This is a genomic window from Halobaculum halobium (assembly GCF_030127145.1).
Lineage (GTDB): Archaea > Halobacteriota > Halobacteria > Halobacteriales > Haloferacaceae > Halobaculum > Halobaculum halobium.
This window is the reverse complement of sequence record NZ_CP126159.1, coordinates 293,126-318,571: the sequence shown is the minus strand read 5'-3', so window position 1 is coordinate 318,571 and position 25,446 is coordinate 293,126. Positions and strand designations below refer to the sequence as shown.

At 62.5% G+C, this 25,446-nt stretch carries 22 protein-coding genes and 1 pseudogene; 11 read left to right on the top strand and 12 right to left on the bottom strand.

Features of this window, described 5'->3' with window-relative positions; genetic code table 11:
- From P0Y41_RS16425 to P0Y41_RS16410, 4 genes are all read left to right on the top strand, one after another.
- Positions 1 to 537 (top strand): cupredoxin domain-containing protein, encoded by a 537-nt coding sequence (locus tag P0Y41_RS16425; protein WP_284063511.1) that lies wholly within the window; start codon positions 1 to 3, stop codon positions 535 to 537.
- Complete coding sequence (locus tag P0Y41_RS16420) at positions 537 to 2,294, top strand: b(o/a)3-type cytochrome-c oxidase subunit 1 (RefSeq protein ID WP_284063510.1); 1,758 nt, start codon at positions 537 to 539, stop codon at positions 2,292 to 2,294. The genes P0Y41_RS16425 and P0Y41_RS16420 overlap by 1 nt, the downstream gene beginning before the upstream one ends.
- A 336-nt stretch (positions 2,295 to 2,630) precedes the next feature.
- Positions 2,631 to 2,981, top strand: a complete 351-nt coding sequence (locus P0Y41_RS16415; protein WP_284063509.1) for a hypothetical protein — start codon at positions 2,631 to 2,633, stop codon at positions 2,979 to 2,981.
- 122 nt (positions 2,982 to 3,103) lie between these two features.
- Complete coding sequence (locus P0Y41_RS16410) at positions 3,104 to 5,329, top strand: PAS domain S-box protein (protein ID WP_284063508.1); 2,226 nt, start codon at positions 3,104 to 3,106, stop codon at positions 5,327 to 5,329.
- A 493-nt stretch (positions 5,330 to 5,822) separates the two neighbouring features.
- Here the strand turns inward: P0Y41_RS16410 and P0Y41_RS16405 are convergent.
- A pseudogene (locus P0Y41_RS16405) lies at positions 5,823 to 6,204 on the bottom strand (transposase); the annotation flags it as partial.
- Positions 6,205 to 6,313: 109 nt separating this feature from the next.
- Positions 6,314 to 6,685 carry a MarR family transcriptional regulator gene (locus P0Y41_RS16400; protein WP_284063507.1) on the bottom strand — a complete coding sequence of 124 codons (372 nt, stop codon included), beginning with the start codon at positions 6,683 to 6,685 and terminating at the stop codon, positions 6,314 to 6,316.
- Positions 6,686 to 7,911: 1,226 nt separating this feature from the next.
- Here P0Y41_RS16400 and P0Y41_RS16395 point away from each other — a divergent pair.
- The 4 genes from P0Y41_RS16395 to P0Y41_RS16380 all read left to right on the top strand — a co-directional run bounded on the left by P0Y41_RS16395 (position 7,912) and on the right by P0Y41_RS16380 (position 14,363).
- Positions 7,912 to 8,994, top strand: coding sequence for a phosphotransferase family protein (locus P0Y41_RS16395; RefSeq protein ID WP_284063506.1), 1,083 nt, complete (start codon positions 7,912 to 7,914; stop codon positions 8,992 to 8,994).
- Positions 8,995 to 9,625: 631 nt separating this feature from the next.
- Entirely contained in the window at positions 9,626 to 10,921 is a 1,296-nt protein-coding gene (locus P0Y41_RS16390) for a hypothetical protein (protein WP_284063505.1), read from the top strand.
- A gap of 314 nt (positions 10,922 to 11,235) precedes the next feature.
- Positions 11,236 to 13,056, top strand: coding sequence for a DNRLRE domain-containing protein (locus P0Y41_RS16385; protein ID WP_284063504.1), 1,821 nt, complete (start codon positions 11,236 to 11,238; stop codon positions 13,054 to 13,056).
- The gene (locus P0Y41_RS16380) at positions 13,053 to 14,363 is read left to right on the top strand and encodes a cohesin domain-containing protein (RefSeq protein WP_284063503.1); all 1,311 of its coding nucleotides are present in this window, start codon (positions 13,053 to 13,055) and stop codon (positions 14,361 to 14,363) included. Before P0Y41_RS16385 ends, P0Y41_RS16380 begins: the two co-directional genes overlap by 4 nt.
- A gap of 154 nt (positions 14,364 to 14,517) precedes the next feature.
- Here P0Y41_RS16380 and P0Y41_RS16375 read toward each other — a convergent pair whose 3' ends face one another.
- The 3 genes from P0Y41_RS16375 to P0Y41_RS16365 all read right to left on the bottom strand — a co-directional run bounded on the left by P0Y41_RS16375 (position 14,518) and on the right by P0Y41_RS16365 (position 16,592).
- Complete coding sequence (locus P0Y41_RS16375) at positions 14,518 to 15,516, bottom strand: Gfo/Idh/MocA family protein (RefSeq protein WP_284063502.1); 999 nt, start codon at positions 15,514 to 15,516, stop codon at positions 14,518 to 14,520.
- Between the two features lie 375 nt (positions 15,517 to 15,891).
- A complete protein-coding gene (locus P0Y41_RS16370; RefSeq protein ID WP_284063501.1) occupies positions 15,892 to 16,035 on the bottom strand; it encodes a DUF7557 family protein in 144 nt (47 codons plus the stop codon).
- 89 nt (positions 16,036 to 16,124) lie between these two features.
- Positions 16,125 to 16,592 carry a DUF7992 family protein gene (locus P0Y41_RS16365; protein ID WP_284063500.1) on the bottom strand — a complete coding sequence of 156 codons (468 nt, stop codon included), beginning with the start codon at positions 16,590 to 16,592 and terminating at the stop codon, positions 16,125 to 16,127.
- A gap of 228 nt (positions 16,593 to 16,820) precedes the next feature.
- Here P0Y41_RS16365 and P0Y41_RS16360 point away from each other — a divergent pair, with 228 nt between their 5' ends.
- A complete protein-coding gene (locus P0Y41_RS16360) occupies positions 16,821 to 17,231 on the top strand; it encodes a DUF2267 domain-containing protein (protein ID WP_284063499.1) in 411 nt (136 codons plus the stop codon).
- A gap of 61 nt (positions 17,232 to 17,292) precedes the next feature.
- On the opposite strand, the gene P0Y41_RS16355 is transcribed toward P0Y41_RS16360, so the two are convergent.
- Positions 17,293 to 17,961, bottom strand: a complete 669-nt coding sequence (locus tag P0Y41_RS16355) for a helix-turn-helix domain-containing protein (RefSeq protein WP_284063498.1) — start codon at positions 17,959 to 17,961, stop codon at positions 17,293 to 17,295.
- A 284-nt stretch (positions 17,962 to 18,245) separates the two neighbouring features.
- On the opposite strand from P0Y41_RS16355, the gene P0Y41_RS16350 reads away from it, so the two are divergent.
- Complete coding sequence (locus P0Y41_RS16350; protein ID WP_284063497.1) at positions 18,246 to 18,488, top strand: DUF8593 domain-containing protein; 243 nt, start codon at positions 18,246 to 18,248, stop codon at positions 18,486 to 18,488.
- Between the two features lie 98 nt (positions 18,489 to 18,586).
- Here the strand turns inward: P0Y41_RS16350 and P0Y41_RS16345 are convergent, their stop codons facing one another.
- A complete protein-coding gene (locus P0Y41_RS16345) occupies positions 18,587 to 18,913 on the bottom strand; it encodes a hypothetical protein (protein WP_284063496.1) in 327 nt (108 codons plus the stop codon).
- A gap of 137 nt (positions 18,914 to 19,050) precedes the next feature.
- Positions 19,051 to 19,827, bottom strand: a complete 777-nt coding sequence (locus P0Y41_RS16340; RefSeq protein ID WP_284063495.1) for a TraB/GumN family protein — start codon at positions 19,825 to 19,827, stop codon at positions 19,051 to 19,053.
- Between the two features lie 185 nt (positions 19,828 to 20,012).
- On the opposite strand from P0Y41_RS16340, the gene hsp14 reads away from it, so the two are divergent.
- A complete protein-coding gene (gene hsp14 / locus P0Y41_RS16335) occupies positions 20,013 to 20,453 on the top strand; it encodes an archaeal heat shock protein Hsp14 (protein WP_284063494.1) in 441 nt (146 codons plus the stop codon).
- A gap of 95 nt (positions 20,454 to 20,548) precedes the next feature.
- Here hsp14 and P0Y41_RS16330 read toward each other — a convergent pair whose 3' ends face one another.
- From P0Y41_RS16330 to P0Y41_RS16315, 4 genes are all read right to left on the bottom strand, one after another.
- Positions 20,549 to 21,037 carry a plastocyanin/azurin family copper-binding protein gene (locus P0Y41_RS16330; RefSeq protein ID WP_284063493.1) on the bottom strand — a complete coding sequence of 163 codons (489 nt, stop codon included), beginning with the start codon at positions 21,035 to 21,037 and terminating at the stop codon, positions 20,549 to 20,551.
- A gap of 297 nt (positions 21,038 to 21,334) precedes the next feature.
- Positions 21,335 to 21,967 (bottom strand): phosphoribosyltransferase, encoded by a 633-nt coding sequence (locus P0Y41_RS16325; RefSeq protein ID WP_284063492.1) that lies wholly within the window; start codon positions 21,965 to 21,967, stop codon positions 21,335 to 21,337.
- Positions 21,968 to 22,075: 108 nt separating this feature from the next.
- Positions 22,076 to 24,742 (bottom strand): cation-translocating P-type ATPase, encoded by a 2,667-nt coding sequence (locus P0Y41_RS16320; RefSeq protein WP_284063491.1) that lies wholly within the window; start codon positions 24,740 to 24,742, stop codon positions 22,076 to 22,078.
- Between the two features lie 245 nt (positions 24,743 to 24,987).
- Positions 24,988 to 25,386: a MaoC family dehydratase gene (locus P0Y41_RS16315; RefSeq protein ID WP_284063490.1), complete on the bottom strand. Its 399-nt coding sequence runs from the start codon at positions 25,384 to 25,386 to the stop codon at positions 24,988 to 24,990.
- Positions 25,387 to 25,446: the final 60 nt, after the last annotated feature.

The following is a 25,446-nucleotide window of genomic DNA, read 5'->3' as shown; positions in this document are numbered from 1 at the left end:
ATGCACGTCCACCGATTCGAGAAACTCTGGTTTGGCGCATCGCTCGTCCTGATCGTGGCGTTCGTCGGGACCATCGTCTACGGCGCGATCGGTCCCGGGGTCGCGATGGTCGGCGACGACGGCGGTACCATCGAGGCCGCCGCCGTCTCTGACGGGAACTTCGAACAAACCGAAAACTTCCGAGAACCGGGAGTGTACGAGTCCACCGACGGCGACGGCGTCGACGTGTACATCGTGGCTCGACAGTATCTGTTCAACCCCGGGACTGCGGAGCCAATAGAGGTGCCCAGGGGCGAGGAGGTAACGTTCCACGTCACCTCAGCCGACGTGACGCACGGGTTCAACCTCGCCGCCACCAACGTCAACACGATGGTGATCCCCGGGCAGGTCGCCAAATTCGACGTCACGTTCGAGGAGACGGGAGAGTACGGCATCGTCTGTCACGAGTACTGCGGGAGCGGTCACCACACGATGGCTGGCCAGTTGCACGTCGTTCCGCAGTCGCAGTTCGACACGACCGCGGAGGGTGAGAACTAATGGCAACTGGACATCCCGACGATACGGCCACGCACAGTGACGAAGAATACGTGGAGACCGCGGAGGGAACGCGACGCCGCCGGGCGTTCGTCGACCGGTACCCGGAAGCTGCACAGATCGTTCGCATCTGTCTTGGCATCTCGTTCGTCGCGTTCGCTGGCGGCGCGTTGTTCGGCCTGATTCAGGCGCTCCATCGGACGAACGTGCTCCGGATCATCCCCTCGTCGGATTACTATACGCTTTTGACGGGGCACGGCGTTCTGATGGTCTTGGTGTTCACGACGTTCGGTATCGCGGGGCTGTTCCAGTGGGCTACCACGAGAAGTCTCGACCGTGAACCCCCGAGCTCTCGGTTGACTGCGGCGTGGCTCGGCACGATAACACTCGGCACGCTACTGGCCGGGGGAACGATCCTCGCGGGACTGACCGACGCGATTCCCGCCAGCGCTGACGTACTGTTCACGTTCTACGCGCCCCTGAAGGCCCATCCGCTGTTCTACGTGGGCGCAGCACTGATCATCGTCGGCTCCTGGCTGGCCGGCGCGAGCTACTTCCTGCAGTTCCGCGAGTGGCGTTCGGAGAACCCCGACGCGCGCATTCCGCTGCAGTCGTTCATGGTCCTGACGACGATGCTGATGTGGTATATTTCGACTCTCGGGGTCGCCGTCGAGGTCGTCTTCTTCCTCATCCCGTGGTCGCTGGGACTCATCAGTCAGGTCGATCCGCTACTCACGCGGACGCTGTTCTGGTACTTCGGGCACCCGGTCGTGTACTTCTGGCTGCTTCCCGCGTACCTGATCTGGTACACGGTCCTTCCGAAGCTCTCGGGCGGTCGGCTGTTCAGCGACCCGCTCGCACGGGTGGTGTTCGTGCTGTTCCTCATCCTCTCAACGCCAGTCGGGTTCCACCACCAGTACACCGACCCCGGGATCGCTTCGGGGTACAAATTCGTCGCGATGACGAACACGTTCTTCCTGTTGTTACCGTCGCTGTTGACGCTGTTCACCGTTGTCGCCAGCATGGAGCACGGTGCCAGGCAGCGAGGCGGCACCGGCTACCTCGGCTGGCTGAAGGCGCTTCCGTGGGAGCGGCCGGCGTTCGCGGGCATCGCCCTCTCGGGCATCATGTTCGCCGCAGGCGGCTTCTCGGGGATGATCAACGCTGGGATGAACATCAACTACCTCATCCACAACACGTTGTGGGTGCCCGGTCACTTCCACCTCACCGTCGGGACGGCGTTCGCCCTCACGCTGATGGCGGTCTCCTACTGGCTGGTCCCGCAGGTGACGGGCAAGCGGCTCCAATGGCGTGGCCTCGCCGCGGTCCAGCCGTACGTCTGGTTCGTCGGGATGGTGTTGATGTCGAACGCCATGCACCGTGCCGGCCTCGCGGGGATCCCTCGCCGGACGGCCGAGCCGCAGTACGACCAGTTCAGCTTCCAGGCTGTCGTCGGCAGCGTCGTCGAGATGCGTATTCAGATCGCGATTGGCGGCACGTTACTGTTCGTCGGCGCCGTGATGTTCCTCGCGGTCATGCTGGCAACGTGGACGCTTGGGAAGTCGAACAGTCAGCTCCGAGTCAACGGCTTCCTCCCGGAACCGATGTCGGGGGCCGAAGACTCGCCGCGGGTGCTCGACAACCTGAAGCTGTGGGTCGGGATCGCGATCGTCTTGGTGGCGCTCGCGTACGGCCTCCCGCTGTACGACATGGTTGCTGACGGAGTGCTCTCGCCGGGGAGTCTCCCGGTTCCGGCATAACCCGCGACGAAGAGACGCCGCAGTCTCCGCCTGCATGTTCTTGATCCGATGACCAAAGACACGACACACAATGAAGATCCGACGGCGGCCGATGGCCCGCGTGACGACCCGACTGCGTCCGACTCGACCTCGTCGGAAGCTGACGACGCGAGCCGTCGACGCCTGATTCGGTGGATTGCAGTGCTCGCATTCGCAGTACCCGTCATCGTCGAGTTGCTCACGTTCGGTGGGCTGATCGGCGACCAATTGCTCGGAGGCGACGACGGGACCGACGGGTCCTCGGGGGGAGACGACGCTGCGACGGAGTCGGCCACTCCGGCGGCGGATGCCGTCGGCGTGGGCGACGAGTTGCTCCCCGAGACGCAGCCGATCGAGACGGTCAAGACCTCGGAGATCAGGGGGGAGTCACCGGGATCACGGACCTACATACTCCGGGTCGTTGTCGAGAATCCGACAGATGAGGATATCGAGTTGCGCCTCACAGGAGTCTCTCTCAGAGACGAGTCGAGCCTGGACAGCGTTTCCACGAGCGGTGCGATCGCGGCGGGCGAGACGGGTGAAGTGACCGGTGCGTGGGACTTACCGACGGATTCGATGCCTGTCGCCGTGGACGCCGTCTTGCGCCGAGGCGGAGAAGACGTGGTCGCGCGGTCAGTTACGCTGAAACGACCGCCGATCCGCGGGTGAGCGGATCGGCGCGCGAATCGACTGTGGACGCTTATGAGACTGCGGCGGGTACAACACACAATGCAACTGCAATCTGAGACTATCGAGCGTAACACCGGTTCGGCATCGGGTGGAGGGCTGTCGTGACTGGCGGCGACACGCACGGTCCTACTCACCCCAGCGGAGACGGCGTTCCCGTCGATGGCACCGTGAAGTTCGATGCGTCGCTGGAGTGTTGCGGTCTTGACGAGGCTGCGGCGGCGGTATTGGGTATTGACCCAAGTGGAGTCACGGCCGACATCCTCCCGCAGCTATCACCCTCTCCGGCGACCACACGCGAGACATTAGAGGCAGTAGTAGAGACAAAGCGGCCGGCAACAATCGAGTGGGCAGCACAGACGACAGAACAGAGCGGATTGGGGTGGGCGGTCCCCGATGGCGACGGCGTCGCGGTGCTGCTTGTCGTTGACGAGACAGCCACCGCGGCGGCGTCCGGTACTGGGATTCGGCCCCGATCCGAAGAGAGCGGTCCCACGGACACAGGGCCCGAATCGAAGTCACGGACTCCGTCGAACGAAGCCGAGGCCCGGACGACTGAAACGCTACTCGACCATACGGAGTCGCTTGCGGGCACCGGTGGCTGGGAGTACGACATCGAGTCAGACGCGCTCGTCTGGACCGCGGGCACGAGGCGGATCCACGGAGTCGACTCCGAGTTCGAGCCGACAGTTGAAAAGGCGCTGTCGTTTTATCACCCGGACCATCGAGAGGAGATTCAAACTGCGGTGCGACGGGCGATCGAGGACGGAGCGGCGTACGACACGGAGGCACAGATTCTCACGAACGGTGGCACCCGGCGGTTGGTTCGGACCATCGGACACCCCATCAAACAGGACGGCGAGGTCGTTGTAGTACGTGGTGCGATTCAGGACATCACCGACTCCCGTGACCAGCAACGACAGATCGCGTTGTTGCAGCGAGCGATCGACGCCGCACCGGTCGGCGTGACGCTCGCAGACGTACGTCAAGAGAACGAACCGCTGGTGTACGTGAACGAAGCGTTCGAGAAGCTCACGGGGTACTCCATCTCCGAAGCGGTCGGCCGGAACTGCCGGTTCCTACAGGGACCAGAGACTACCTCCGCCACCGTCTCAACGCTCCGAGACGCAATCGAGGCTGAGGAGTCGGCCACGGTGACGATCCGCAACTACCGTGCGGACGGGACTCCGTTCTGGAACCGGTTGACGATCGCTCCTGTCACGAACGCAGACGGCAGAGTCACCCACTACGTCGGCTTTCAGACAGACGTGAGCGAACAGAAAGCGACCGAATCACGGCTCCAAGGGTTCGAACGAGCCGTCGACCAGTCTGGCCACGCGATCTATATTACGGATCTCGACGGCACAATTACCTACGTCAACCGGAGTTTCGAGGAGCTAACGGGCTACGAGTACGACGACGCGGTCGGCCGGACGCCAAACATTCTGAGCTCGGGTCAGATGGGCGAGGAATACTTCGACCGACTCTGGCGGACCATCACAAGCGGGGAAACCTTCGAGGAACGGATCATCGATAAGGACAGCGACGGACACCACTACCGCGCTCACCAGACAATCTCTCCGCTAATCGATGACGGAGACGTGGTCGGATTCGTCGCCGTCCAAATCGACATCACTGATCAGATCGAGCGTGCTCAACAAGTCGCTGTGTTGGATCGGGTGCTGCGCCATAATCTCCGCAACGACATGAACGTCATCTTGGGCCACGCAGGTCGTATCGAACGAGCAACAGACGGCGACGTCGCCGAGTCGGCATCGACCATCACCGCGACAAGCGAGCGCCTCCTCGACCTCGTTCGTAAGGAACGGGCCGTCGTCAAACAGTTCTCGGCCCCGGACGACATTCGCTCACACGACGTCCGCTCGGTGCTTCGATCAGCCCTCACGGATCTCCGGGAGACCCATCCGAGTGCGGAGGTTTCCGTCGACTGTCCGGCCGGATTGACCGTGGATGCAACGCCACAGATCGAAGACGCGCTGGCGGAATGCATCGAAAATGCGATCGAACACACTGACGACGCCGTCCCCACCGTGACCATCGTGGCTGCGAGCGACGCAGGCGGCACTGAGACAGGAGCCGATACGGTCCGCATCTCGATCGCTGATCGCGGACCTGGAGTTCCGGAATCTATCAAAGAACTCGTTACCACCCATCAGATCCCCGATTCGCTCACACACACCGACGGGATCGGTCTGTGGCTCGCGAACTGGATCGTCACCCGATCTGGCGGGTCGATCGAATTCGAGGATCGCGATGGCGGTGGAACCGTCGTACACGTGAGGCTGCCGTTAGCGGGCGTAAGCGAGTGACCTGCCGGCGTCGTGATCCGTAGAACAGGGTAACGGTCTCGGTCAACTGATCGTCGGCTTCCTAGCATCTTCGAACTCACGCAGGCGGGGAGTAGCGGCACTTCGTCGGTTTACTAACTGACTGGCTCACCGGAGGGCTCAGTGGTGGTCAAAGCCACTTGTGCTTAGTTGATTAAGCAAAAGTGGAATTTCGAAGAGGCGATACGCTACGTAGAAGGCCTCAGGAGCAGCTATGCGCAGGATACGGTTGAAAATCGGTGTTTATAAACTGCATAGCGATATATCAAATTTGCTCTGGTGAAGTTCCACAGTTTCGGAGGATAGGCCAGTTTTGGGTTGGGTCGCCATCGATTCGTGCTCTATTCACCAATTGAGAACCAATTTTGAACTGTCCTTGACTAATTTGACAAAAACGTCCAAAATCTCTTGGATTCAGGCGTTGCTGAATAGCATTACCACTCTCGGATGGCGAACCCGGGAGGGAAGCTGCCGGTCAGTCGGGTGGGATCACGCCGAAACGACGATTTCAACGCATTCACCCGCGCTCAACACGGGCGCATAGTCCATCTCGTCGTCAACGCCAGCTTTCACAGGAAATCAGTGAGCCGCCAGATATTGTAGAGCAGGACCGCGAACACGAAGTAGAACAGCCTGACACGGTAGTCTTTCGAGGAGGTCTTTGCGAGGAAATCGTTCTTGATTGATTTGTACTCGTCTTCGATCTTCCAGCTGCGGCTGTAGCGCCGACAGAATGACTCAGCCTCTTCCGGGCCGATTCGGAGATTCGTCGCGAACACGGTTGTTCCCCCACCATTTGTCGACGGAACGTACAGGAACTGCATCGAGTGACTGCCCGATTCGACGTGAACGGACGCCCTTCGTGATTCGAGAGAATGAGCCAGGGCCGAGCGTCTTCCTCGCTTTTGAACGGATCATCTCCGTAGACGACGTCGCCACGCTCGAAAATCAGGGTCTCTTCGTCGGTCACTGGTCGTCCTCGACGCTCGGGTGGGGTTCCGCGGGTGCGTGCTCGCGCCACGCTTCCTTGTCTTCTTCGCCGAATTGTTCGTTGAACAGCGCGGTCACTCGCTCGTAGCCACTATATCCTTCGAGGCGTTCGGCGTCATCGGTCACCGCCCAGTACGTCGCCTTGTGCTCAACGAGGTCACGACCCTTCAATCGCGACAGAGCGGTGCTAACCGCGCCCTCGTCGACGCCAATCTGGGAGGCGATTTCGTGGGCCTTGAACGCACGTTCCTCGTTGGCGACGAGGAACCCCAGTACCTGATCTGGGACAGAAAGATCCGCGAGCTCGTCCTCGCTTGTGTTCTCGAAGGTGTCTCGGTCGATGGACATCTTTGAATGTGGACACGTTATGCACTGTAAAGAGTGTTAGGAGTGAAAGCTACGAAAATACTGGAGTTTAATTCTCTGTTGACCATGGAGCGGTTCGAGGATCGCATGCATTGAGAAGGCCAGCCTCAACTTCTGGTGCTTGCTGGAAGTTCCTCGACTTCTGGCAGGGTCGCCTTGACAGCGTTCTCGTCGAGGAGGCTATTGCCTCACTGGTTGAAGAACTTCAGTAACGGGTGACTCTGGTATTCTGTTCGGCTGATATCCAGATGAAACAGCCGTTAGATAGCTGTTGCGAATCGGTCACGGCCTCAATAGTCCCATTCCTCCAAAACTACTTTTCAACAGGAAAGAACAATCGAATATGGTTCCCGTGAAGACGGCGGTGAGTCTCTGATGGATTTGCTGACCGCGTACAATGGCCTCCTCATCCGCGCCGGGCTCTACTTACTCATTTTCTGGCCCACCGTCGGGTACTACGTCTACTCAGATGCAGAGAAACGAGGGCTCAAGAATCCGCAACTACGCGGTATCTTGCTAGGATTCTTGGGCATATTGGGACTCCTGATCCACTTAGGAATGATTCAGAAGCAGGACTGACCAGTACGTCGCCCGCAGAGATCGTCCGCTGAACTTATCCTCTGTATCCAACGCAACCTCCCACCGATCGCAGTTTTACAGAGCTAGAAGTCTGGAAACCCGGTAGGTACCTACTGCGAGTTTATCGTAAGAAAACAGAAGTATTACTCTCACCGAAGGAATTGTCCAGCCTGTGCCCTCCGATACGGCATCACCATCATACCGTGTAGCGGTTCGAACCCTGCCGTATACTCTCCCAATCGCCATTGGACTTGTACTTCTCAACTGGAGTGTACTAGAACTCGCTTCTGCGTTCACTGACGCCTATTGGGTTGTCGCCGAACTCCTGTCTCCACTCATTGTTTTGACCATCGGAACAGGACTGATTCTCTTCGGTAGCATTGGTGCGATCTCTGAGGCATTTCAGGCTACAAGTGACATACCATCCGAACACCGATAGGAAGGCATTCTGTACGTAGCAATTCAGATCACAGATAGAATAAAACCCTGAAATAATCTAATTCAGGCGTTCCACACCAAGAACTGCAGTGTATCCTCCAAGGGGGGTTGGAACCGTGCTATCGACGGGTCGCTAGTCGTCGAATTTGTGGATAGACATGTTTTCATACATGTCAAAAAGAATTCCTTCCATGACGGAGGAAGCACCCGGATCAGACACCGAGCAGGTATCTGATTCGGGGGTGCGTGGGATGGTCGCGGAGATCGAGCCGGAGTGGCGTGTCACAGCTATCGAACGGAGCCCGCACGGAACTGACCTGGTTGCTATTCTTGACGTTCGAACGCCGGAGCGCCGGTCTGTCGTTCTGAAGGCGACGACAGCTGACTTCGTCGATCCGATTGTTGCCCGGTCAGAGCCCCGGTTATTGGAACTCGTACACCGAGAAACCACGATCCCTGTTCCAGAGGTGTTTGGGTACTGTGACGACCACGATCGATATCCCGCTCCGTTCTACGTGATGGAATACGTTGAGGGAGAAAACTACGAAGGGAAATTAGCGGAACTCTCAGAGGCTGCACGTGAGACCCTACTTCGAGAGGCTGGTGAGAACCTCGCGGAACTCCACGAACTCGGTTCACTGCCTGCAGCAGGCAAAATCGGAGTGCAAGACGGTGAATTGTGTGTTCTCGATACGGACGACCATCCCCGACACGACGACTTCCGCGAGGCAGTCTTGGCTGACTGTGAGGAGACGCTCGACAGACTCGCAGATGGAGGCTTCTACCCGAACCTCACAGACGACCCGGAGCGTTTCGCCGATCTCGTACCGGAACTGCGGGAGTACGTACGGGAGCGTATTCCTGCCCTGCCAGCGCCCGAAGAGCCGACGTACTGCCACTGGGATTACCGCATTGGAAACCTCCTAATCGAGCCAGACACAGGTCGCACATGTGCGGTTCTCGACTGGGCGAACCTCTCGTCGGCGGAGCCAGCGTACAACCTCGCACAGACGGAGTTCTACCTGTTGAGCCCGATAGCCGACGGTCCCGAATGGACGAATCGGCTCCGTGAAGCCTTCCGTACTGCATACGCGGAAACCCGAACCGACTGGTCGTTCGACGAACCGACGCGAGAACGGATAGACGAGTACCGACTCGTCGCCCGATTGGGCGCGATGGCGAGCCTCCCGCTCTGGTACCAGGACGCGTCACCAGAGAAACGGAGCGAACGCGCAGCCGAGCACCGAACGGTCGTGAACCAGTACCTCGAATAGTGGAGTTTGTTGTTAGACGTGTGAACCCACCGTTAATAGGTACAACTCGGAATCATTTGCCCATGCCTTCATGTCCTGACTGGGATGTAGAGTGAAGAAGATGGAGCTCAAGACTTCGTACAGGGGCGGCGGAATACGCATCAACTCTGGTGGTTTATTCGGTGCTCTCGACCTCAAAGGGAATATTTGGCTTGCTACATCTGCCCAGAATGTAGTCTCACCAGATTTCACGGTGATAGCTGATTCATCTGTATTCAGCACGGCATCGAAACGTTACCGCCGGCTGAGGATTTCTACAGAAGCATAGCAACTTGTGTGCTGGCCAACGAGCGAGAGAATCTGTCGAGTGCACCACCAATCCGACGACGTTTGCTGGGTTGCCTACCAGTAGGACCATCTGCGCTCAACGAACCAAGCCGGTGATCGGCCAGCGACCACACTGGTCACGCCGAGTATCTAATTCACCATACCGTTCACGTTCAACCTGAGTAGGGTATCCGGAGCCGACTGAAGTGCGAACGGACTGTACGTGGTAAACGACGGGAGGGATCCCCGCGAGCGACCGTCCGAGTCTCAGTGGTAAGTATCCTGGATGTACCTCCGGCGTTTTCGTCGATTGCTGGACCGAACGGTGAAGCATCGCGCCAACGGATTGGTCTCTTCAGTATCGGCTGTCGTGGTACGCTGTACCATCCATAATCATATACCGGGATATCGCAGAATCAGAGAGGATGAATTTAAAGACCGCCTGTATCGGTCCGGGAAGCGATCGGAAGTTATCGGGGGCTCTATGAATCAACACTCGTACGAATTCTTCGGCGACCTTACAGTGACAGTCCTGGGGGAGGGCGGGCGGACGAGCCGTCAGTTCCGCCAGATGTACGACCACTTCGCGACCAGCACGCCAGTTGACGACCCCGACATCATCGTCGAAGAGACGACAGCGGATGTGGAGGCCGAGATCGTTCTCGGTGACCCCAACGATCACTACGGGTGGACGGGCGAGGAGTTCGTCATCCGGAACGGGTCGGACTTCATGGCTGTCGAACCAGGGTGGGACCACCTCAAAGTGACACACGGGTTCGAGCCGTTCTACACAATCTACCCGATCGAATTCCGTATCCGACAGGAGCGAGCCGCGACGGGGCAGGCACTGATACACGCCTCCGGGGTCCGGTTCGACGGGCAGACGACGCTGTTCCCGGCCTGGCGCGGAGCCGGCAAGACCAACATACTACTCTCGCTGTTGCGTCAGGGAGCAGACTTCCTGTCTGATGACCGGCTCTGGGTGAGCGCGGACGGGACGGCCGTGGGGTATCCCCTCGGCGTGAATCTCCAGCCGTACAACATCGAGTCCTTCCCCGAAATCGAACGCCAGTACGCCACCAACGTGGCGCGCCTGCGCGGCGAGGTCTACGACTTCATCGACGCGCGGGTCGACAGAACCGGGTCGCTCCCGGAGACGGCCGTTTCCTACCTGAACGACGCGTATCTCGACGACAGCGGCCGTGAGTTCACCAACATCTCCGACCGGTATCCGCGGTCGGAGTATCTCGAGGAGGCGAGCGTCGATAACGTCGTTTTCCTTGAGGCCGCGCCGAAGATGGAAACCTTCTCCGTGGAACGGATTTCCACAGAAGCCGCGATGTCGGCCACCAGCGCGATCTGTAACTTCGAATGGGACGGGCGGCTCAGGGAGTACTTCCACGCTTACGATTCCCTCGTCGACGGCGGCTCGATGGTCGCCGCCCTCGATGCGGTCGTCGAACAAGAACGGGCAGCCTTTCGGGAGCTGTTCGAGGGCGTATCGACGTACCACGCAGCCATCCCCCGCAAGCGAAACTGGAGCGAGCACAACCTCGACACCGATATCGTGGAGACCGTCAAGTCGCTGGACTCACCACACAAGATCGAGGCGATGGACTGAAACTAGGTTTCCACGGAGCGCATGGACCCAGTACAGAGAGACAGGCCGAGGTACAGCGTCGCGGAACCGTCCAAGCTGGGCGGTGATAACTCCGTTCTGACAGGGTAGCTGCCGCACAATCACAGCAGAAGACGGCCCATACTGCGATAACCGAGTCATAACTATTCGCTTCCCTACGAAAGAGCAAATGTCCGAATAACCACAAATGCATTTGTCACAAATACGTACAGACAGCTGGTGGCAGCCGCAACACCATCGGCTGGCGGGGGGATGGAGGGGTCGACCCCCCGCCCATCTCGGAACGGGGCGTACAGATGCCTAGAGACAGTACCGAACGCGCAGTCACGACGACGCGGCGCCGACTGCTGGGAACCATCGGCGCCGGCGTCGGCGTTGCGACGCTCGGGACGGTCGGGGGCAGCGCTCAGGAGTCCGACGACTACTGGACAGTCGTCGCGCTCCCCGATACCCAGAACTATGCTGAAAACAAGACATCCTACGCCAAGGATCAGACCGAATGGATCGCCGACAACGCCGACGCGGAGAACATCGTATTCGCGAGCCACGAGGGCGACCTGGTCGAAAACGGCGACGATGACGCCGAGTGGCAGTACATCGACGACGCCTTGTCCACGCTTGATGGGGTAGTCCCGTACGCGTCCGTCACGGGTAACCACGACTACGTGGAGCTGTGGGACCGCCTCTCTGGAATTGCCAGATACAAGGAGCGCTTCGGTCCCTCGCGGTACGCACAGCGGGACTGGTTCGGCGGTGCGGGTCCGACCAACGGCGACGAGAACCGGGACAACCTCAACAGCTACCAGTTGTTCTCCGCAGGCGGCTACGACTTCATGCATCTTGCGTTGGAATGGGAGACGCCAGGGTCGGTCGACGACTCGTCGACCCCGTTGGGGTGGGCCCAACGCGTCCTCGACGACCACCCGGACCGAGCGACGATCGTCACCACGCACTCGTATCTCCGTGACTCGCCGAAGCGGCGCGGGCGGAACCTCCAAGAAGCGAACAACATCGGCAACACGGGCCAGACGCTCTGGGAGGAACTCATCTCACCGAACGAGCAGGTGTTCATGGTCCTCTGTGGCCACTGGCACGAGGACGACGGCGAAGTCCACCAAGTGTCGACGAATGCCGCCGACTCGGAGGTGTACGAACTGCTCGCGAACTACCAGTTCGGCGTACCCAACGGTGGGAACGGCTTCATGCGTCGCATCGAGTTCCGACCCGGGGGTGGGTCGGACGCGCCGGACCGGATCCAGGTGCGGACGTACTCTCCGAGCACAGGCGATGAAAAGACCGACGGCGACTCGAAGTTCGGGTTCGATCTGGACTTCGACGCACGGTTCGGGTCGTCATCCGAAGAGCCGGATGAACCGGACGACCCCTCCGCGACGTTCCAACAGGGGACAGACGGCTACGAAGGCGCGGCCGACACGATGCTACGGGCCGCCGACCCGGAATCGAGCTACGGCACAGTCGAGAGCCTGTCAACCGACGGAGACAATCCCCAAGGGACCGGTTATGCCACACAGGTCCTCCTCCGGTTCGATGGTATCGTCGGACTCGGCGACAGCCAAATTCCTCCCGGAGCTACGATCACCGAAGCCACGTTGCGGCTCCAGACCGCAGACGCCGGCGACGGCGCCGCGGTCCACCGACTACGGACGGGTTGGACACCAGAGTCCACGTGGGCTTCGGTGGGCGGCGGTATCCAGGCCGATGGGTTAGACGCCGTCTCCGAGCCAGAGACGGAGACCGGCGCAGTCGAGACGGGCGAGACGACGGTCGACGTGACTACAAGCGTGCAAGCCTGGGTGGACGGCGCGCGCAACAGGGGCTGGGTGTTCCGACCGCTAGGCTCGGACGGCTGGGATATCAAAGGCGTCAGAAGCGGCACCCCGCCGACGTTGATCGTCGACTACGACCCGAGGGACGCCGCGGTCGGAGACGCCGATGGCGACGGTGACATCGACGATGACGACGTGACCCGAATCCAGCGCTCGATAGCCGGCGAGGACGTGGATATCAACCGGACGGCCGCGGACGTTGACGGCGACGGTGATGTCGACATCAGTGACGCTGTCGCGGTCGACAACTTCGCAGGAGGGAGCCAATGAGAGACGGTGGGGGGATCGTCGTCGTGGCCGCCCTGATCGTTGTCGTCGGCACGCTTCCGATGGTAGTCGCCGCAGTTACCCCGGTGTCTGCAGACGCAATTTCGGCCGATGACACGGTTACTGGGTCCCCCGACGGTACCATCGACGCAGCTCCCGGTGACACGGTCACTGTGCATGTCTGGGCCAACGCGACGGCGGTGCGTGGCTACCAGGCGAACCTCACGTTCGATCCCAGTGTCGTGACCGTCGACAGCGTCTCCGGGAGCGACGACTTCGAGAACCCGGTTGTGAACGTGAACAACGACGGTGGCTGGGTGGCGTTCAATCAGCTCCGACCCGAGGAAACGAACGATCCCGTACTCGCAGAACTGAAGCTCACCGTCTCCGAGGACGCCACCGGCTCCACGCAGCTGACGTTCGTCGAAGCCGACACGAAACTCTCCGGCGGCGACGGGGAGAGCGTCTCGCCGGGGGCGTTCAACAGCGTCGAGCTGGCGGTCGATACCGACTCGGCAACTTCGACACCGACTCAGACGCCAACGTCGACCCAGACTCCAGAACCAACCCAGACGCCAACGCCGACCCAGACCCCAACGCCGACACAAACCGCTACCCCAGAGGATACCGGGACCGACGAGAGGAGCAACGAGGATAGCGACAACGACGACAACGGCAACAGCGGCGGTGGTAGCAGCGGCAGTGGCGGCGGTGGCGGCGGCGACGCTAGCGCACCGCCCGAACCCCTGTTCTCCATCGTGGGAACCTCGCTCAACCGGACGTCGGTCGCACCCGGTGAACCGGTCAATGTGTCGGGCATCGTCGAAAACGAAGGTGACGACGACGGGACCTTCGAGACCAGCGTGTACAGCAACGGGACAGCGATGGGTGAGAACACAGCCGTCGAGATTCCCGAGCAAGAACAGCGGCGGGTGAGCTTCACCGTCCGGTTCGACTCGCCCGGTGTCTACGCCGTGAAGCTTAATTCGACGGTCGTCGGTAACGTGACGGTTCAAGCTGCCAACGGCACTGGAAATACGACGGCCAACGCAACTGCCACCGAGACGATTACCGCCACGAACGGTTCGACCAACACCACCGTACCGCCGACGCCAGCACCGACGGCCACTGCGACGCAGACTGATACGCCGGCCGCGACCCTAACTGATTCCGACACCGAAGAGACGCACGTCTCCGAAGTCCAGACTGGTACGACCGCCGGATCCGCCCCCGGGTTCGGAGCCGCGAGCGTCGTCGTCTCGATGTCGCTGTTGCTGGGCTGGCTTGCCTACCGACGACCGGATGAATAGTCCGAGAGGTACCTCGCGCAGTTACGCGTAGCCTTTCGTGGCGTCGTCACCCAGACGCCGCGCTACCTCAGAGAGCGTCCTTCACTCCCCGATTCCATGGGAGGGACGCTCTGAGTATTGGGCAGAAACACCGAGCACTGCCGGACGGGTCCACTCACTCGACGTCGACCGCACAGCCTTCGGCCGCGCTGTCGGACAGTGCGTCGAGCACTCGCATCGTCGCGATCGCTGCTTCGCCGTCGGTCCGCGGCGATCCGTCGGTGGCGACGCAGTCTGCGAAGTGCTCCACCTCGAGGCGGTACTGGTCGACCGGGTCGAACGTCTCGACGCCGTGTCTGCCGTCGATCTCGTACTCGATCGATACCGGTTCGTCATCGGGCGCGTCGAACGCCTGTTCGACCGCGATCCAGCCGTTTCTCGCGTCGATCCGGTACTGCTGGACCAGCTGCGTGTCGAACCCGGAGGCGACGCGCGCCGATCGGCCGTCTTCGTACTCCAGCACCCCCGCGAGCTCCGTGTCGACGCCGGCGTCTCGGGTGTCGTTGCTGTGCGCGTACACGCGGTCGGGGTCGCCGAGCACCGCCCTCGCGAGCGAGACCGGGTAGCACCCGACGTCCATGAGCGACCCGCCGGCGAGGTCCGGTCGCAGTCGGACGTCGCCCGGACGGTCGTACAGCGGGAACCGGAACGTCGAGGTCACCGTTCGAACGTCCGCGAGTTCCTCAGCGGCGAGGGCCAGAACCCGTTCGGTCCGTGGGTGATATCGATACATGTAGCCCTCCATGAGAGTGACACCTTGGTCGCGACAGTGGTCAAGGACGGCGCGTGCCTCTGCCGCATCGACTGCGAGCGGTTTCTCACAGAGCACGTCGAGCCCGGCGTCGGCCGCGCGCGTCGTCCACTCGGCGTGGAGCCCGTTGGGCAACGGGACATACACGGCGTCGATAGCCTCGTCTGATAGCAGGTCGACGTACGATCCGTAGCTCCGCGGGATCGACTCCGCCTCCGCGAACGCTCGTGCGCGCTCGCCGTCGCGGGAGGCGACTGCCTCGACGGTGTGATTGCTGGCCCGTATCCCCGGAATCACCGCCGTTCGGGCGATCTCCGCGGTGCCGAGTACGCCGAACGTGATCGACTGCGCCGACGGCGTCACGCCGGATTCACCGCCGATCGACGAGAGGAGACACGACGTGCGAACGCGGCGGGTGCGACGTCTGCCCCGAACCGACACACGTTCGTGTCCGATACAACGACGGTTGCAGTTCCGGGAGCCGCCACTTGCGGACGAGTCCTGCTGTGAGCATTGGGAGACTGTACGATCATTTCGATAGCGTACTGTATCGGTGTTCGGGGGAAGGTGTTTGTGGAATTATCGCTCAGCGTTCGAATGGTTCCGTGGCCGTTCTCGTGCCCGTATAGTACTCGCGTTTGCTCGAACCCACCCCCCAGCCGCAATAACGGGCGACGGGACGTGCTTGAACGCCCGACGCTGTGGTTGGTCGGACGCACGCCCCCGTGCGCGTCTGTTTTACACTCCTTCATGGAGGAATCGCCCCTCCTGTTCGTATATCGAGAGCAGTTCTTGGAGGAACTCCTCGACGGTCTCGTCTTCCTCCAAATGGCCCTCGATCCGTTCGGTGAGGTCGTCGTTGAGTTCGATGGTTGTGGCCATCGCATAGAGTCTAGACCGAACAGCAGTTAATACCCGTTCTCGACCCCAACGCGGTGGAAACCGGGGTACACTCCGCCGAGAACCGGGCGTCACGGTTCAGGAGGCCCGTCTCCTTCGAACGTCTCGGCCGTCCACGACTCGTCGGCGCCGCCATCGGAGCCCCAGTCGAGGTATCCGTGTTCGACCGTCTCGATCACGGTCTGGCACAACTCCGAGAGCTCGACCGCCGCTCGACTCTCGAGGTCCGGATCGATCCCGTCAAGGTCGGTTATCGCCGGCAGTTCGTGCCGGATCCGTTGTTCGGTCGGGTCCCAGAAGAAGTCCAACTCACCGAACACCTCCGCGTCGGCGAGCGCTTGTACCTCCGCTTCAATCAGATCCGTATATTCTCCCCACTCTCGGAACCCTTCCGCCCACGCCCCATCTGCGAGGGCCGCTTCCAGTTCCTCGCGACGGAGATCGCTGTCCGAGTCGACCGCCTCGTCGACGTCGACGACACTTGGGATTGGGCGATTCGTCAGATCGGGCTGAGCGGGCGTCTCGACATCGAGTACCATACCTCACAGTTCGCCAACGAGGCTCATAACTGTCAGCATTAAATCACCGCCGTAGCGGTCCACGTCGAACGCCGCCATTCGTAACGGGACGACCGCGATAAATGGGGGCCGAGCGATCCGAGTGGGGGGCAGTTCAGCTGGCCGTCGAGACCCCGCGGTTCTACCGCCTCATCACAGTGTGGGAAGCGGCGTCGTCACTCATGCCACTGGAGGACGACATGTCAGTGTATGAACTTCGACGAGTTCACTGGGCAGGTCCAGCATCGACTGTCGCTTCCGGGAACCGGGGAGGCGGTCCGCGCGATCCGCGCCACCCTGACGACGCTCGGCGAACGCGTCCAGGAGGGAGAGGCGAACGACCTTGCCGGGTCGCTCCCGATGGAGATCGATTACTACCTGACGGACGCCGTCGCCGACCACGGCCAGCGGTTCGACTGGTCCGAATTCATCACCCGCGTGTGGGAACGCGAGGGGATGACGGACCGCGACGACCGAGCCGATGCCGCGTATCACGCCCGCGTCGTCCTCGATGTGGTAACTGAAGTGGTCTCACCCAACGAGATCCGCCAGATACGCGATCAATTACCGGCGGACGATGGTTGGGACGAGCTGTTCGAGGTAGTCGACCAGGAACGCTGACCACGGAACCGTCAGCTCGACCTCGAACCCGAGAGCACACTCCGGGCCCACGCACCCGCGGTCAGCGTTCGACCGAAGTAGCGGAGAAGGTCTCGGCCAACACCCGCTGCATCCCCCGTCGAAGCCGCTGTGACGTTGCGGTGTCCGATATCTCGAGCCGGTCGGCGACCTCGGCGAGCGTCACCTCCCGGGGCACCGCGAAGTAGCCCGTCTCGTATGCGGTCGCGAGCGCCTCTCGTTGCGCGCTCGTGAGTGCCAACGCCCCCGACGCGCGTGAGGACGAGCGGCCACCGCTGGCGTCGTGGACCCGCTTGACGGTCAGCCGGACTCCCTGCTCCACGCAGCGGTGATAGCAGTCCGCGAGCCGCTCGTGGCTGTGAAAACGGAGTGTGAGGTGCCACGTCCCGTTCGTTGCGACGGCCTCAACGCAGGCGGCACCGGCGTCGGCCAGCGCCGCGAGTAGGGGAGGCTGTTGGTCGCCCCAGTGGACGCACAGCACCCACTCGTCGTCGCTTCGGTGGACCGGTTCGGCGCGCTCGACGGCCGGCTCCGCGGCGACGAGATCACACACCGTTCTCGGGTCGGAAGCGACGACTGTGAGGTACGGTGCGATCCGGGTCTCGATCGGAACCAGTGATTCGATCTCGATCCGGGCGTCGCCCGCGACGGTCAGCGTTCGACCGAGGACGAACTGGCGCGGCGCCACCGCGACCGTCGCGTGGACACTCATTCGTGCGGCTGAGCGTTCGCTGTCACCGGTGAAAGACCCTGGTAGCGACGGCTACGAACCGGACATGATAGCGCTACGAGGAGAGACATAACTGATCTGTACGATCTCAACGTGCCGGGAGCACGCCGGAAGTCCGCCCCGACTTGAACGCGTTCGACTCCGATGGTCAGCGTTCATATTCAAGGACGGTGACAATTAGGATGTCGGTCGGTCGAACATCGAACCCGGCTGCCGGCGTCCTGCGACGTGGGATCGAACGGAGAACCCAACGAGTATCAGCACACATGACACGAAACTTCAGGGCCGAAGACGAGGGGAAGCGCGTGGTAACTGCCGACGGCGACGAGATCGGCACGATCGATCAGACGTCCGGGTCGATGGCGCACGTGAAACCGTCGATGGGTCTCTCACAGAGCGTTCGACGACGCCTCGGTTGGGCCGAGGAAGGCGAGGAGACGTACGAACTCCGCACCTCCAGGGTCGACGATATCGGGTCCGACGAGGTCAGGCTCAAAAAGAACCTCTAGAATCCGGCATCGAGAACCGCTGAACGGCCGGATCAACGAACGCCGCCGACTTCTTTGCCACGCCGAACCGTACGATCCCAGGCGGTTCTGCCGACAGGTCAGGGCTGAATATCCGGCGGTCGCTCAGTCGTATCGTCGACAGAGTCGTCATCGTCCGTATCACCTCCGAGCAGCGATTCCGGCTCCGAGCCGGTTGCGAGCACGACAGTTCCCTCACCCTCCCCGACGATCACAGACGGGTCGATCGTGAGCCGTCCCCGATCGCGCCACGAAGGGGCAATCCACGAGTCGCATCCCCGCAACAGTCCAGGCTTCGGCCTGACGTACCACTCGTCGTCGCTGCCCCGGCGGGCCCACCCGATCGGGAGCCCGTTGGTCGTCACCAGTCGTTTCCATCCGTCGGTATTCCCGTGTTGCGTGGTCATCGGTGTGGGCTTCCGGTGTGTTGCTGGTGTGGCCCCCCGGAGTGGTGCCGCCGACCGCGTCCGTGCCACCAGTTACTGGTCGACATGTCGACCAAAGGATCGATCGCTCACCACATAGCCGCGGGCCATTGACTGTGCTACCGTTTATTGGGGGCCGGGTCGCCTCGCTTGAGGCGCCGTTCGAGCCCGTCGAGGTGACTCATCCCGACGATGACTGCGACATCCCCAGATTGTCGAAGCGTGGCGACGCGGGCGGCCATCACCTCCTCGCGCGTGTCGTCGACAAGCGCGGTTTCTGGCGGGGGATCGACCGCGCCCACGAACGCGCGGTGCTGTGCGAGGTGGGTCGACTCGTGGTCGGCCTGCGTGTCGGGGTCGTCGAGGAGCGTCGCCTCGTAGGCGATATGTGTGTAGACCCGAGGCGTGTAGGGGGTGACTGCGGCGACGACGGCGCCGATCCGACACGCCCCTGCCTGTACGAGTCCGCGACCGAGATCCGCGAAAACGGTCCGCGCGATCGACCGCGCATCCGGGTCGTCGCGGAGGCGCTCGACCAGCGCGCGGACGTACCGCCGGGTCGGGGCGTCGACGCCGACCACGCGCGCGTCACCAGCGGCCCGAATTGCCGCGCTCATCTCGCCGCCGAGGCGCGGCGGCGTGTGTGTGTCGCGGGCGTAGCGGTGGAACAACGGCACCGACAGCGGCGGGAGTTCGACCGCGAGGACGTCCGGCGGGAACGCCTCGAGGAGGTATGACACCCGGAACACGCTTGCGGGGTGATCGTGGACGACACCCATGAGGAGGACGGCACTCATGCCATCCGAGCTCGGGAGACACCGCACGTGCGCCGGGGCGAGCCTGGGGTCTGCGTCCGCGGCGTTGAGCTCGGCGGCGATCGCATCGCAGTCGTACATGGGCAGTCGGTCCCTCGCGGCGAGATCCGCCGCAGGTACAACAGAAACGCGCCACGGCGACGTGTATGTATCGACGCTTCCCGCCGTGCGGCGCCGGCCAAGACCCGCAGCGCAGTCGTTGTCACGCCAGTCCGATCGACGGAGCGTATTTTGCGACGGTCAACGAACGCACAGACGAATCCCAGATGTCATCGCGAAACGACCCATTCGAGGACGTGGAACAGCTCATCGAGCGCATGAACCGCCAGATCGAGGCGGCAACGAGCTCGTGGTCCGGGGAGAAGTTCGTCGACGAGGAGGAGCATGCCCCCATCGACCTCGTGGAGTACGACGACGAATTCGTCGCGACCGTCGACCTCCCGGGGTTCGACCGCGAGGACGTGTCGGTGAGCGTCACCGACAACACCCTTCGGATCACCGCCGAGCGCGACGAATCGACCGAAGCCCGCGAGGACGACGAGCGAGTCCTGCGACGCGAGCGCCGACACGAGTCGGTTCGGCGGTCGATCACCCTCCCGGCCGAGGTCGAGAAGGACGCCGTGACCGCGAAGATACGAAATGGCGTGTTGACCGTCACACTCCCGCGAACCGACGTTGAGGAATCGCGAGAGATCGAGATCGAGTAACCGACAGCGATCGAAACCGAGGAATCGTACAGAGCCGAGGTCGGCTAGCCGGGGCGGCCGCCTCCCTGCGGGCCGGTGCGTTCTCGATCCCTGGGTCACTCACTCTCTTCATCGATTCCGTAGTCTCCGCCGTATTTGAGGAAGAGGTACGCGAAGCCGACCGTCGCGACCAGCGTGGCCGAGATCACCAAGCTGAGCGTCTTCGCGACGTCGGGGACATCAGGGATCACTGGACCGGACGGTGCGTCCGTCTGACCCGCGTCTTCGCTCACCTCGATCGTGCCGAGCATTCCGACGCTCTCGTGTGGGATACAGAAGTACGGGTACGTTCCCTCCGTCTCGAACGTGTACTCGTACGCCTCACCGCCCGGAACGTCGCCGCTCTCCGGGTCGCCCGAGGAGTATGCCGAACGCGCCGCTTCCTCCGACTCGAACCCGCCGGAGGCGAAGTACGCTGCGTCCGCCGGGAGGTCTTCCTCGTACGCTGTCACCGAGTGACCGACGTTACCCACGTTCTCCCAGACGACGGTCGTTCCCGGGGTGACCGCTGCCTCGTCGGGATCGAACACAAGGTTATCAGTCATCTCGATCGTTCGAGTTGATCCGTCCTGTGCGCTCGCCGGCGTCGTCGCTGCACCGGTTGCGACGGCACCAGCGCCCGCGAACGCACCGACGAGGACGTCGCGTCTGGTCAGTCTGGAAGACTCCCCAGCGGTCGCTTCGCGAGCGGTCGTCGGCTGGGCGGCGATCTGAGCGCTGTGTCGATCGCGATCCGTGGGAGATGTCATCGGTGGTGAGGTGCGTCGGGTGTCATCGGTGGTGAGGTGCGTCGGGTGTCATCGGTGGTGAGGTGCGTCGGGTGTCATCGGTGGTGAGGTGCGTCAGGTGTCATCGGTGGTGAGGTACGAACGGGCTTGTTCGTCGGTGACTTGATCGAAGGCGCGGTAGAACCGGCCGACAGCGCCGAAGTCTGCGGGCGCCTCCACGCAGACGAGTTCGTCGACGCACGCTTCGAGTTGTTCCAGCGTGTCCGGCGGGGCGACCGGAACCGCCAGCACGATCCGGTCGGCACCGGCGGCGGCGATCTGCCTGAGGCAGGCTCGCATCGTGGCGCCCGTGGCGATGCCGTCGTCGACGACGACGACTCGCTTGCCGTCCAGGTCCAGCGGCGGTCGGTCGCCGCGGTAGCTGTCGACGCGCTGGCGGGCAGCCGCCCGCTCGCGTTCGCGCTGGTCGTCGATGTAGTCGTCGTCGATGCCGGCTTGGTCGATGAGCGCGTCGTTGAGCCAGACGCTGCCGTCGCTGGCGACGGCGCCGACCGCCAGTTCAGCGTTCCACGGCGCGCCGATCTTCCGTGCGGAGACGATATCGAGCGGGACCGCGAGCCTGTCGGCGACCGCCCGACCGGCCGGGAGTCCACCCCTCGGCACCGCAAGCACGATGTCGGCTTCGATCTCGCGCTCGGTGAGGAGGGCGGCCAACCGCTCGCCAGCATCGGTTCGGTTGTCAAACATAGCTATGGTGCACAATTCGAGACGCTACTCTATTGACTCCCGACATATTGAATTGTTCGTCCAACACCACGATCGCGAAATCGGGACGATACTCAGGCAGGTCGGTGCTTAATGTCTGTACTGCCACCAGTGCTTGTGGAGTTCTGTCACAACGAGGAGCCCACCGGCGAGCGCGAAATACATCAAGAGGTGAGCAAGAGAAACGGGCGCCGTCTCCAGCACCGACTGCGCGATCGGAACGTACAACGCCGCAGCGTGGACGACGAGTGCGCCGACTGCGGCCGCGAGCAGAAACGGGTTCGACAGCGGCGAGATCCGGAACACCGAACGCGTTTCAGACCGGCTGTTGCCGACCTGTGCGTTCTCGAACAGCACCATCAAGAGGAGGAGCCCGTTTCGAGCCTCGGGGGCGCTGGCGCCCGATGCGAGCAACCACGAGAACGTCGCAAAGCCGACAAGCCCGATGTACCCCGTGCTGACGGCCGTGCGTTCGATCATGAGTCTGTCGAATATCGGTTCACTGGGCGAGCGTGGCGGACGCTCGAGCACGTCGTCTTCCTTCGGCTCGAATCCGAGTGCGACGTCTTGCATCCCCTCGGTGACGAGATTGAGCCACAGCAGTTGGACGGCTGTAAGCGCGAGCGGGAGCCCGGCTGCCAGCGAGAGTAGGACGAGCACGACCTCAGCGGCGTTCGTCGAGACGAGCAAGTAGATCACCTTTCGAACGTTGTCGTAGGCGACGCGTCCCTGTTCGATCCCCGAGACGATAGTGGCGAAGTTGTCGTCACTGAGTACTAGTTCGGCGGCATCGCGGGCGACATCCGTGCCGTCTTTACCCATCGCAATGCCGATGTTCGCCGCCTGGAGTGCCGGCGCGTCGTTCACGCCGTCGCCAGTGACTGCGACGAAGTGTCCGGCCGTTTTCGCGGCGGCGACGATGCGCAACTTCTGGTCTGGAGCGACCCGCGCGAACACAGACGTCACCCGAACGGTTTCGGCGACCTCGCCATCGTCCATCGCAGCTAGCTCAGCGCCGGTGACGACCTCGTCGAGGCTCGTCGCCATTCCGAGTTCGCGAGCGATCGCCAGCGCAGTCTCCGGGTGGTCGCCGGTGATCATCGCGACCTGAATGCCCGCGGCACGGGCAGACTCGACGGCGGCGCGGGCCCCCGAGCGAAGCGGATCGGTCATCCCGACGAAGCCGAGCAGCCGAAGCCCTGACGGTGGTTCCAGCGAGGGATCGTCCGGAACCCGACCGTGTACACGCCCCTCGGCGACGGCGAGCACGCGGTAGCCGTCTGCCGCGAGTTCCGTTGCCTCGTCGAGCGCGCGTCGGCGAGCCGCTGACTCGGTCCCCACTGTCCCGGTGGTCGCTCCGTCGTCGTTCCACTCGCACATGTCGATGATCCGCTCAGGGGCTCCCTTGACGAACACCAGAGTCTCGCCGTCTCCGTCCGTCTCCTCATCGGGGACGCGGTGGTACGTAGCGGCGTACCCGCGCTCGGATTCGAACGGGATCGTGCCGACCTGGGGATATCGCGCCGACGCGCTATCTGCCGTTACGTCGAACCGGCGGGCAAACGCGAGCAAGGCGGTGTCAGTTGGGTCACCACGCCGAGTGACCTCCTCACCGTCGGCTACGAGGCTCCCCTCGTTGCACAACGACACGGCGACCGCGAGTCGGGACAACTCATCGCTGCGCTTGGATCTGGTATCGGCCGTCTCACCGTCTTCACCGATCGACAGCGTTTGGCCACCGGGTAGACGTACCCGGCGCACTGAGAGCCGATTCTCGGTGATCGTTCCGGTCTTATCGGTAGCGATATAGGTACAGCTTCCGAGCCCTTCGACTGCGACGAGGCGGCGGACGATGACGCCGAGCGCCGCCATTCGTCTGGTTGCCACCCCGAGCGCGACCGTCATCGAGACCGGGAGCCCCTCGGGGATGGCGGCGACCGCGAGCGCGACGCCGAACAAGACCATCGTCGAGATCTCGAACCCGCGGACGACGACGCCGAAGCCGATCGCCAACAGCGAAACGCCCACGACAGCCGCGCCCAGTGCGCGCGTGAATCGCTGCATCCGCTGTACTAACGGCGGGCGGCCCTCCCCGAGGGCGGACACGTCCTCGGCCAGCGATCCGACCGCCGTGTCCTCGCCCGTTGCCACGACGACACCGCGCGCCCGACCTCGAACCACAGTCGTACCCGCGAACGCGAGATTCCGTCGGTCCGCAAGCGGCGTCGACGGGGCGCCCGTCCAGGTGGCTTCCTTTTCGACCGTCGTCGACTCACCGGTGAGCGTCGACTCGTCGGTCTCCAACCCGGTCGTCGCGATCAGCCGTACGTCCGCCGGGACGGCGCTCCCCGACTCCAGTACAACGATGTCACCCGGAACGACAACTTCGCTGTCGACCTCGACCGTCCGGTCGTCGCGCACGACAGTCGCTCGGGTTCGGAGCAGGCGTTGGAGCGCGTGAGTGCTCTGTGCTGCACGCCACTCCTGGACCCCGCCGACCAGCGCGTTCGCCAGAAGGACGACGACGATGAACCCCGCGTCCGTGCGCTCGCCGACGCTGATCGAGACGAGTGCCGCGGCGGCGAGGACGTAGATCAGCGGGCTACGGAACTGTCGAGCAAACACTCGCAGCGCTGACGGAGGAGACGCCTTCGGCAGTGTGTTCGGTCCGTACTCGCCGGTCCGTCGCTCCACCTCCGACGACGAAAGTCCCGTAGTATCAGTGTCGAGGCGCTCCAGTGCGCGGTCGACAGACACCGCGTGCCACGAGTGGTCGCTACCCGACGCTGGTTGACCGGATGAATTGGCCGCCTCAGTCGTGCTTGGCTCTGTCACCGGCCCAGACTGCGTTGCGGGCGTGGGCGGTCTGCTGTCGCTCCCTCAAATGACACTCGCATGATTATTTTTATGCTGGCGGGAAAAGCTATCCGACACTTCAACGAGTTGAAAACCAGAGTCAGCGAGCGCGTGCTGTACGACATTCGGTAGTCGCTACACGCCCCTCAAGGCTCGTGGGGGACCGACAGCACCGTCGCCAGTCCCTCGATGACGGTCTCACCGTCGACGGCGGCGACCGTCTCAACGCGGATCCGGTCGCCGCCGAGTTCCTCCCGGACGGTCGCGCGCGCCTCAACCGTGTCACCCGGACGGACCGGTGCTTCGAACGAGCAGTCCTGGTCGAGATAGATAATATCGCCGGGGAGCGACGCGAGCGCGGCGCTGACGACGCCTGCGCCGAGCATTCCGTGGGCGATCCGGCTGCCGAACATCGTCTCGCTCGCGTAGGCGTCGTCGAGGTGAATCGGATTCTCGTCGCCGGTGATCTCCGCGTACGCGTCGATCGTTTCAGTCGTCACGTCGATACTCGCGGTCGCATCGTCGCCGACGGTTGCGACTGGCATATCGGTGCTCCGGGACGATGCCCGAAAGCGTCGGGGGTTAACATGTAAAGCGCCCGCTTG

Excerpts from the sequence above, each read along its gene's own strand:
- P0Y41_RS16425 (WP_284063511.1), top strand. The coding sequence starts at position 1 with ATGCACGTCCACCGATTCGAGAAACTCTGGTTTGGCGCATCGCTCGTC.
- P0Y41_RS16420 (WP_284063510.1), top strand. The coding sequence starts at position 537 with ATGGCAACTGGACATCCCGACGATACGGCCACGCACAGTGACGAAGAA.
- P0Y41_RS16400 (WP_284063507.1), bottom strand. The coding sequence starts at position 6,685 with ATGTCCATCGACCGAGACACCTTCGAGAACACAAGCGAGGACGAGCTC.
- P0Y41_RS16395 (WP_284063506.1), top strand. The coding sequence starts at position 7,912 with ATGACGGAGGAAGCACCCGGATCAGACACCGAGCAGGTATCTGATTCG.
- P0Y41_RS16385 (WP_284063504.1), top strand. The coding sequence starts at position 11,236 with ATGCCTAGAGACAGTACCGAACGCGCAGTCACGACGACGCGGCGCCGA.
- P0Y41_RS16380 (WP_284063503.1), top strand. The coding sequence starts at position 13,053 with ATGAGAGACGGTGGGGGGATCGTCGTCGTGGCCGCCCTGATCGTTGTC.
- P0Y41_RS16370 (WP_284063501.1), bottom strand. The coding sequence starts at position 16,035 with ATGGCCACAACCATCGAACTCAACGACGACCTCACCGAACGGATCGAG.
- P0Y41_RS16365 (WP_284063500.1), bottom strand. The coding sequence starts at position 16,592 with ATGGTACTCGATGTCGAGACGCCCGCTCAGCCCGATCTGACGAATCGC.
- P0Y41_RS16360 (WP_284063499.1), top strand. The coding sequence starts at position 16,821 with ATGAACTTCGACGAGTTCACTGGGCAGGTCCAGCATCGACTGTCGCTT.
- P0Y41_RS16355 (WP_284063498.1), bottom strand. The coding sequence starts at position 17,961 with ATGAGTGTCCACGCGACGGTCGCGGTGGCGCCGCGCCAGTTCGTCCTC.
- P0Y41_RS16350 (WP_284063497.1), top strand. The coding sequence starts at position 18,246 with ATGACACGAAACTTCAGGGCCGAAGACGAGGGGAAGCGCGTGGTAACT.
- P0Y41_RS16345 (WP_284063496.1), bottom strand. The coding sequence starts at position 18,913 with ATGACCACGCAACACGGGAATACCGACGGATGGAAACGACTGGTGACG.
- P0Y41_RS16340 (WP_284063495.1), bottom strand. The coding sequence starts at position 19,827 with ATGTACGACTGCGATGCGATCGCCGCCGAGCTCAACGCCGCGGACGCA.
- hsp14 (WP_284063494.1), top strand. The coding sequence starts at position 20,013 with ATGTCATCGCGAAACGACCCATTCGAGGACGTGGAACAGCTCATCGAG.
- P0Y41_RS16330 (WP_284063493.1), bottom strand. The coding sequence starts at position 21,037 with ATGACTGATAACCTTGTGTTCGATCCCGACGAGGCAGCGGTCACCCCG.
- P0Y41_RS16325 (WP_284063492.1), bottom strand. The coding sequence starts at position 21,967 with ATGTTTGACAACCGAACCGATGCTGGCGAGCGGTTGGCCGCCCTCCTC.
- P0Y41_RS16315 (WP_284063490.1), bottom strand. The coding sequence starts at position 25,386 with ATGCCAGTCGCAACCGTCGGCGACGATGCGACCGCGAGTATCGACGTG.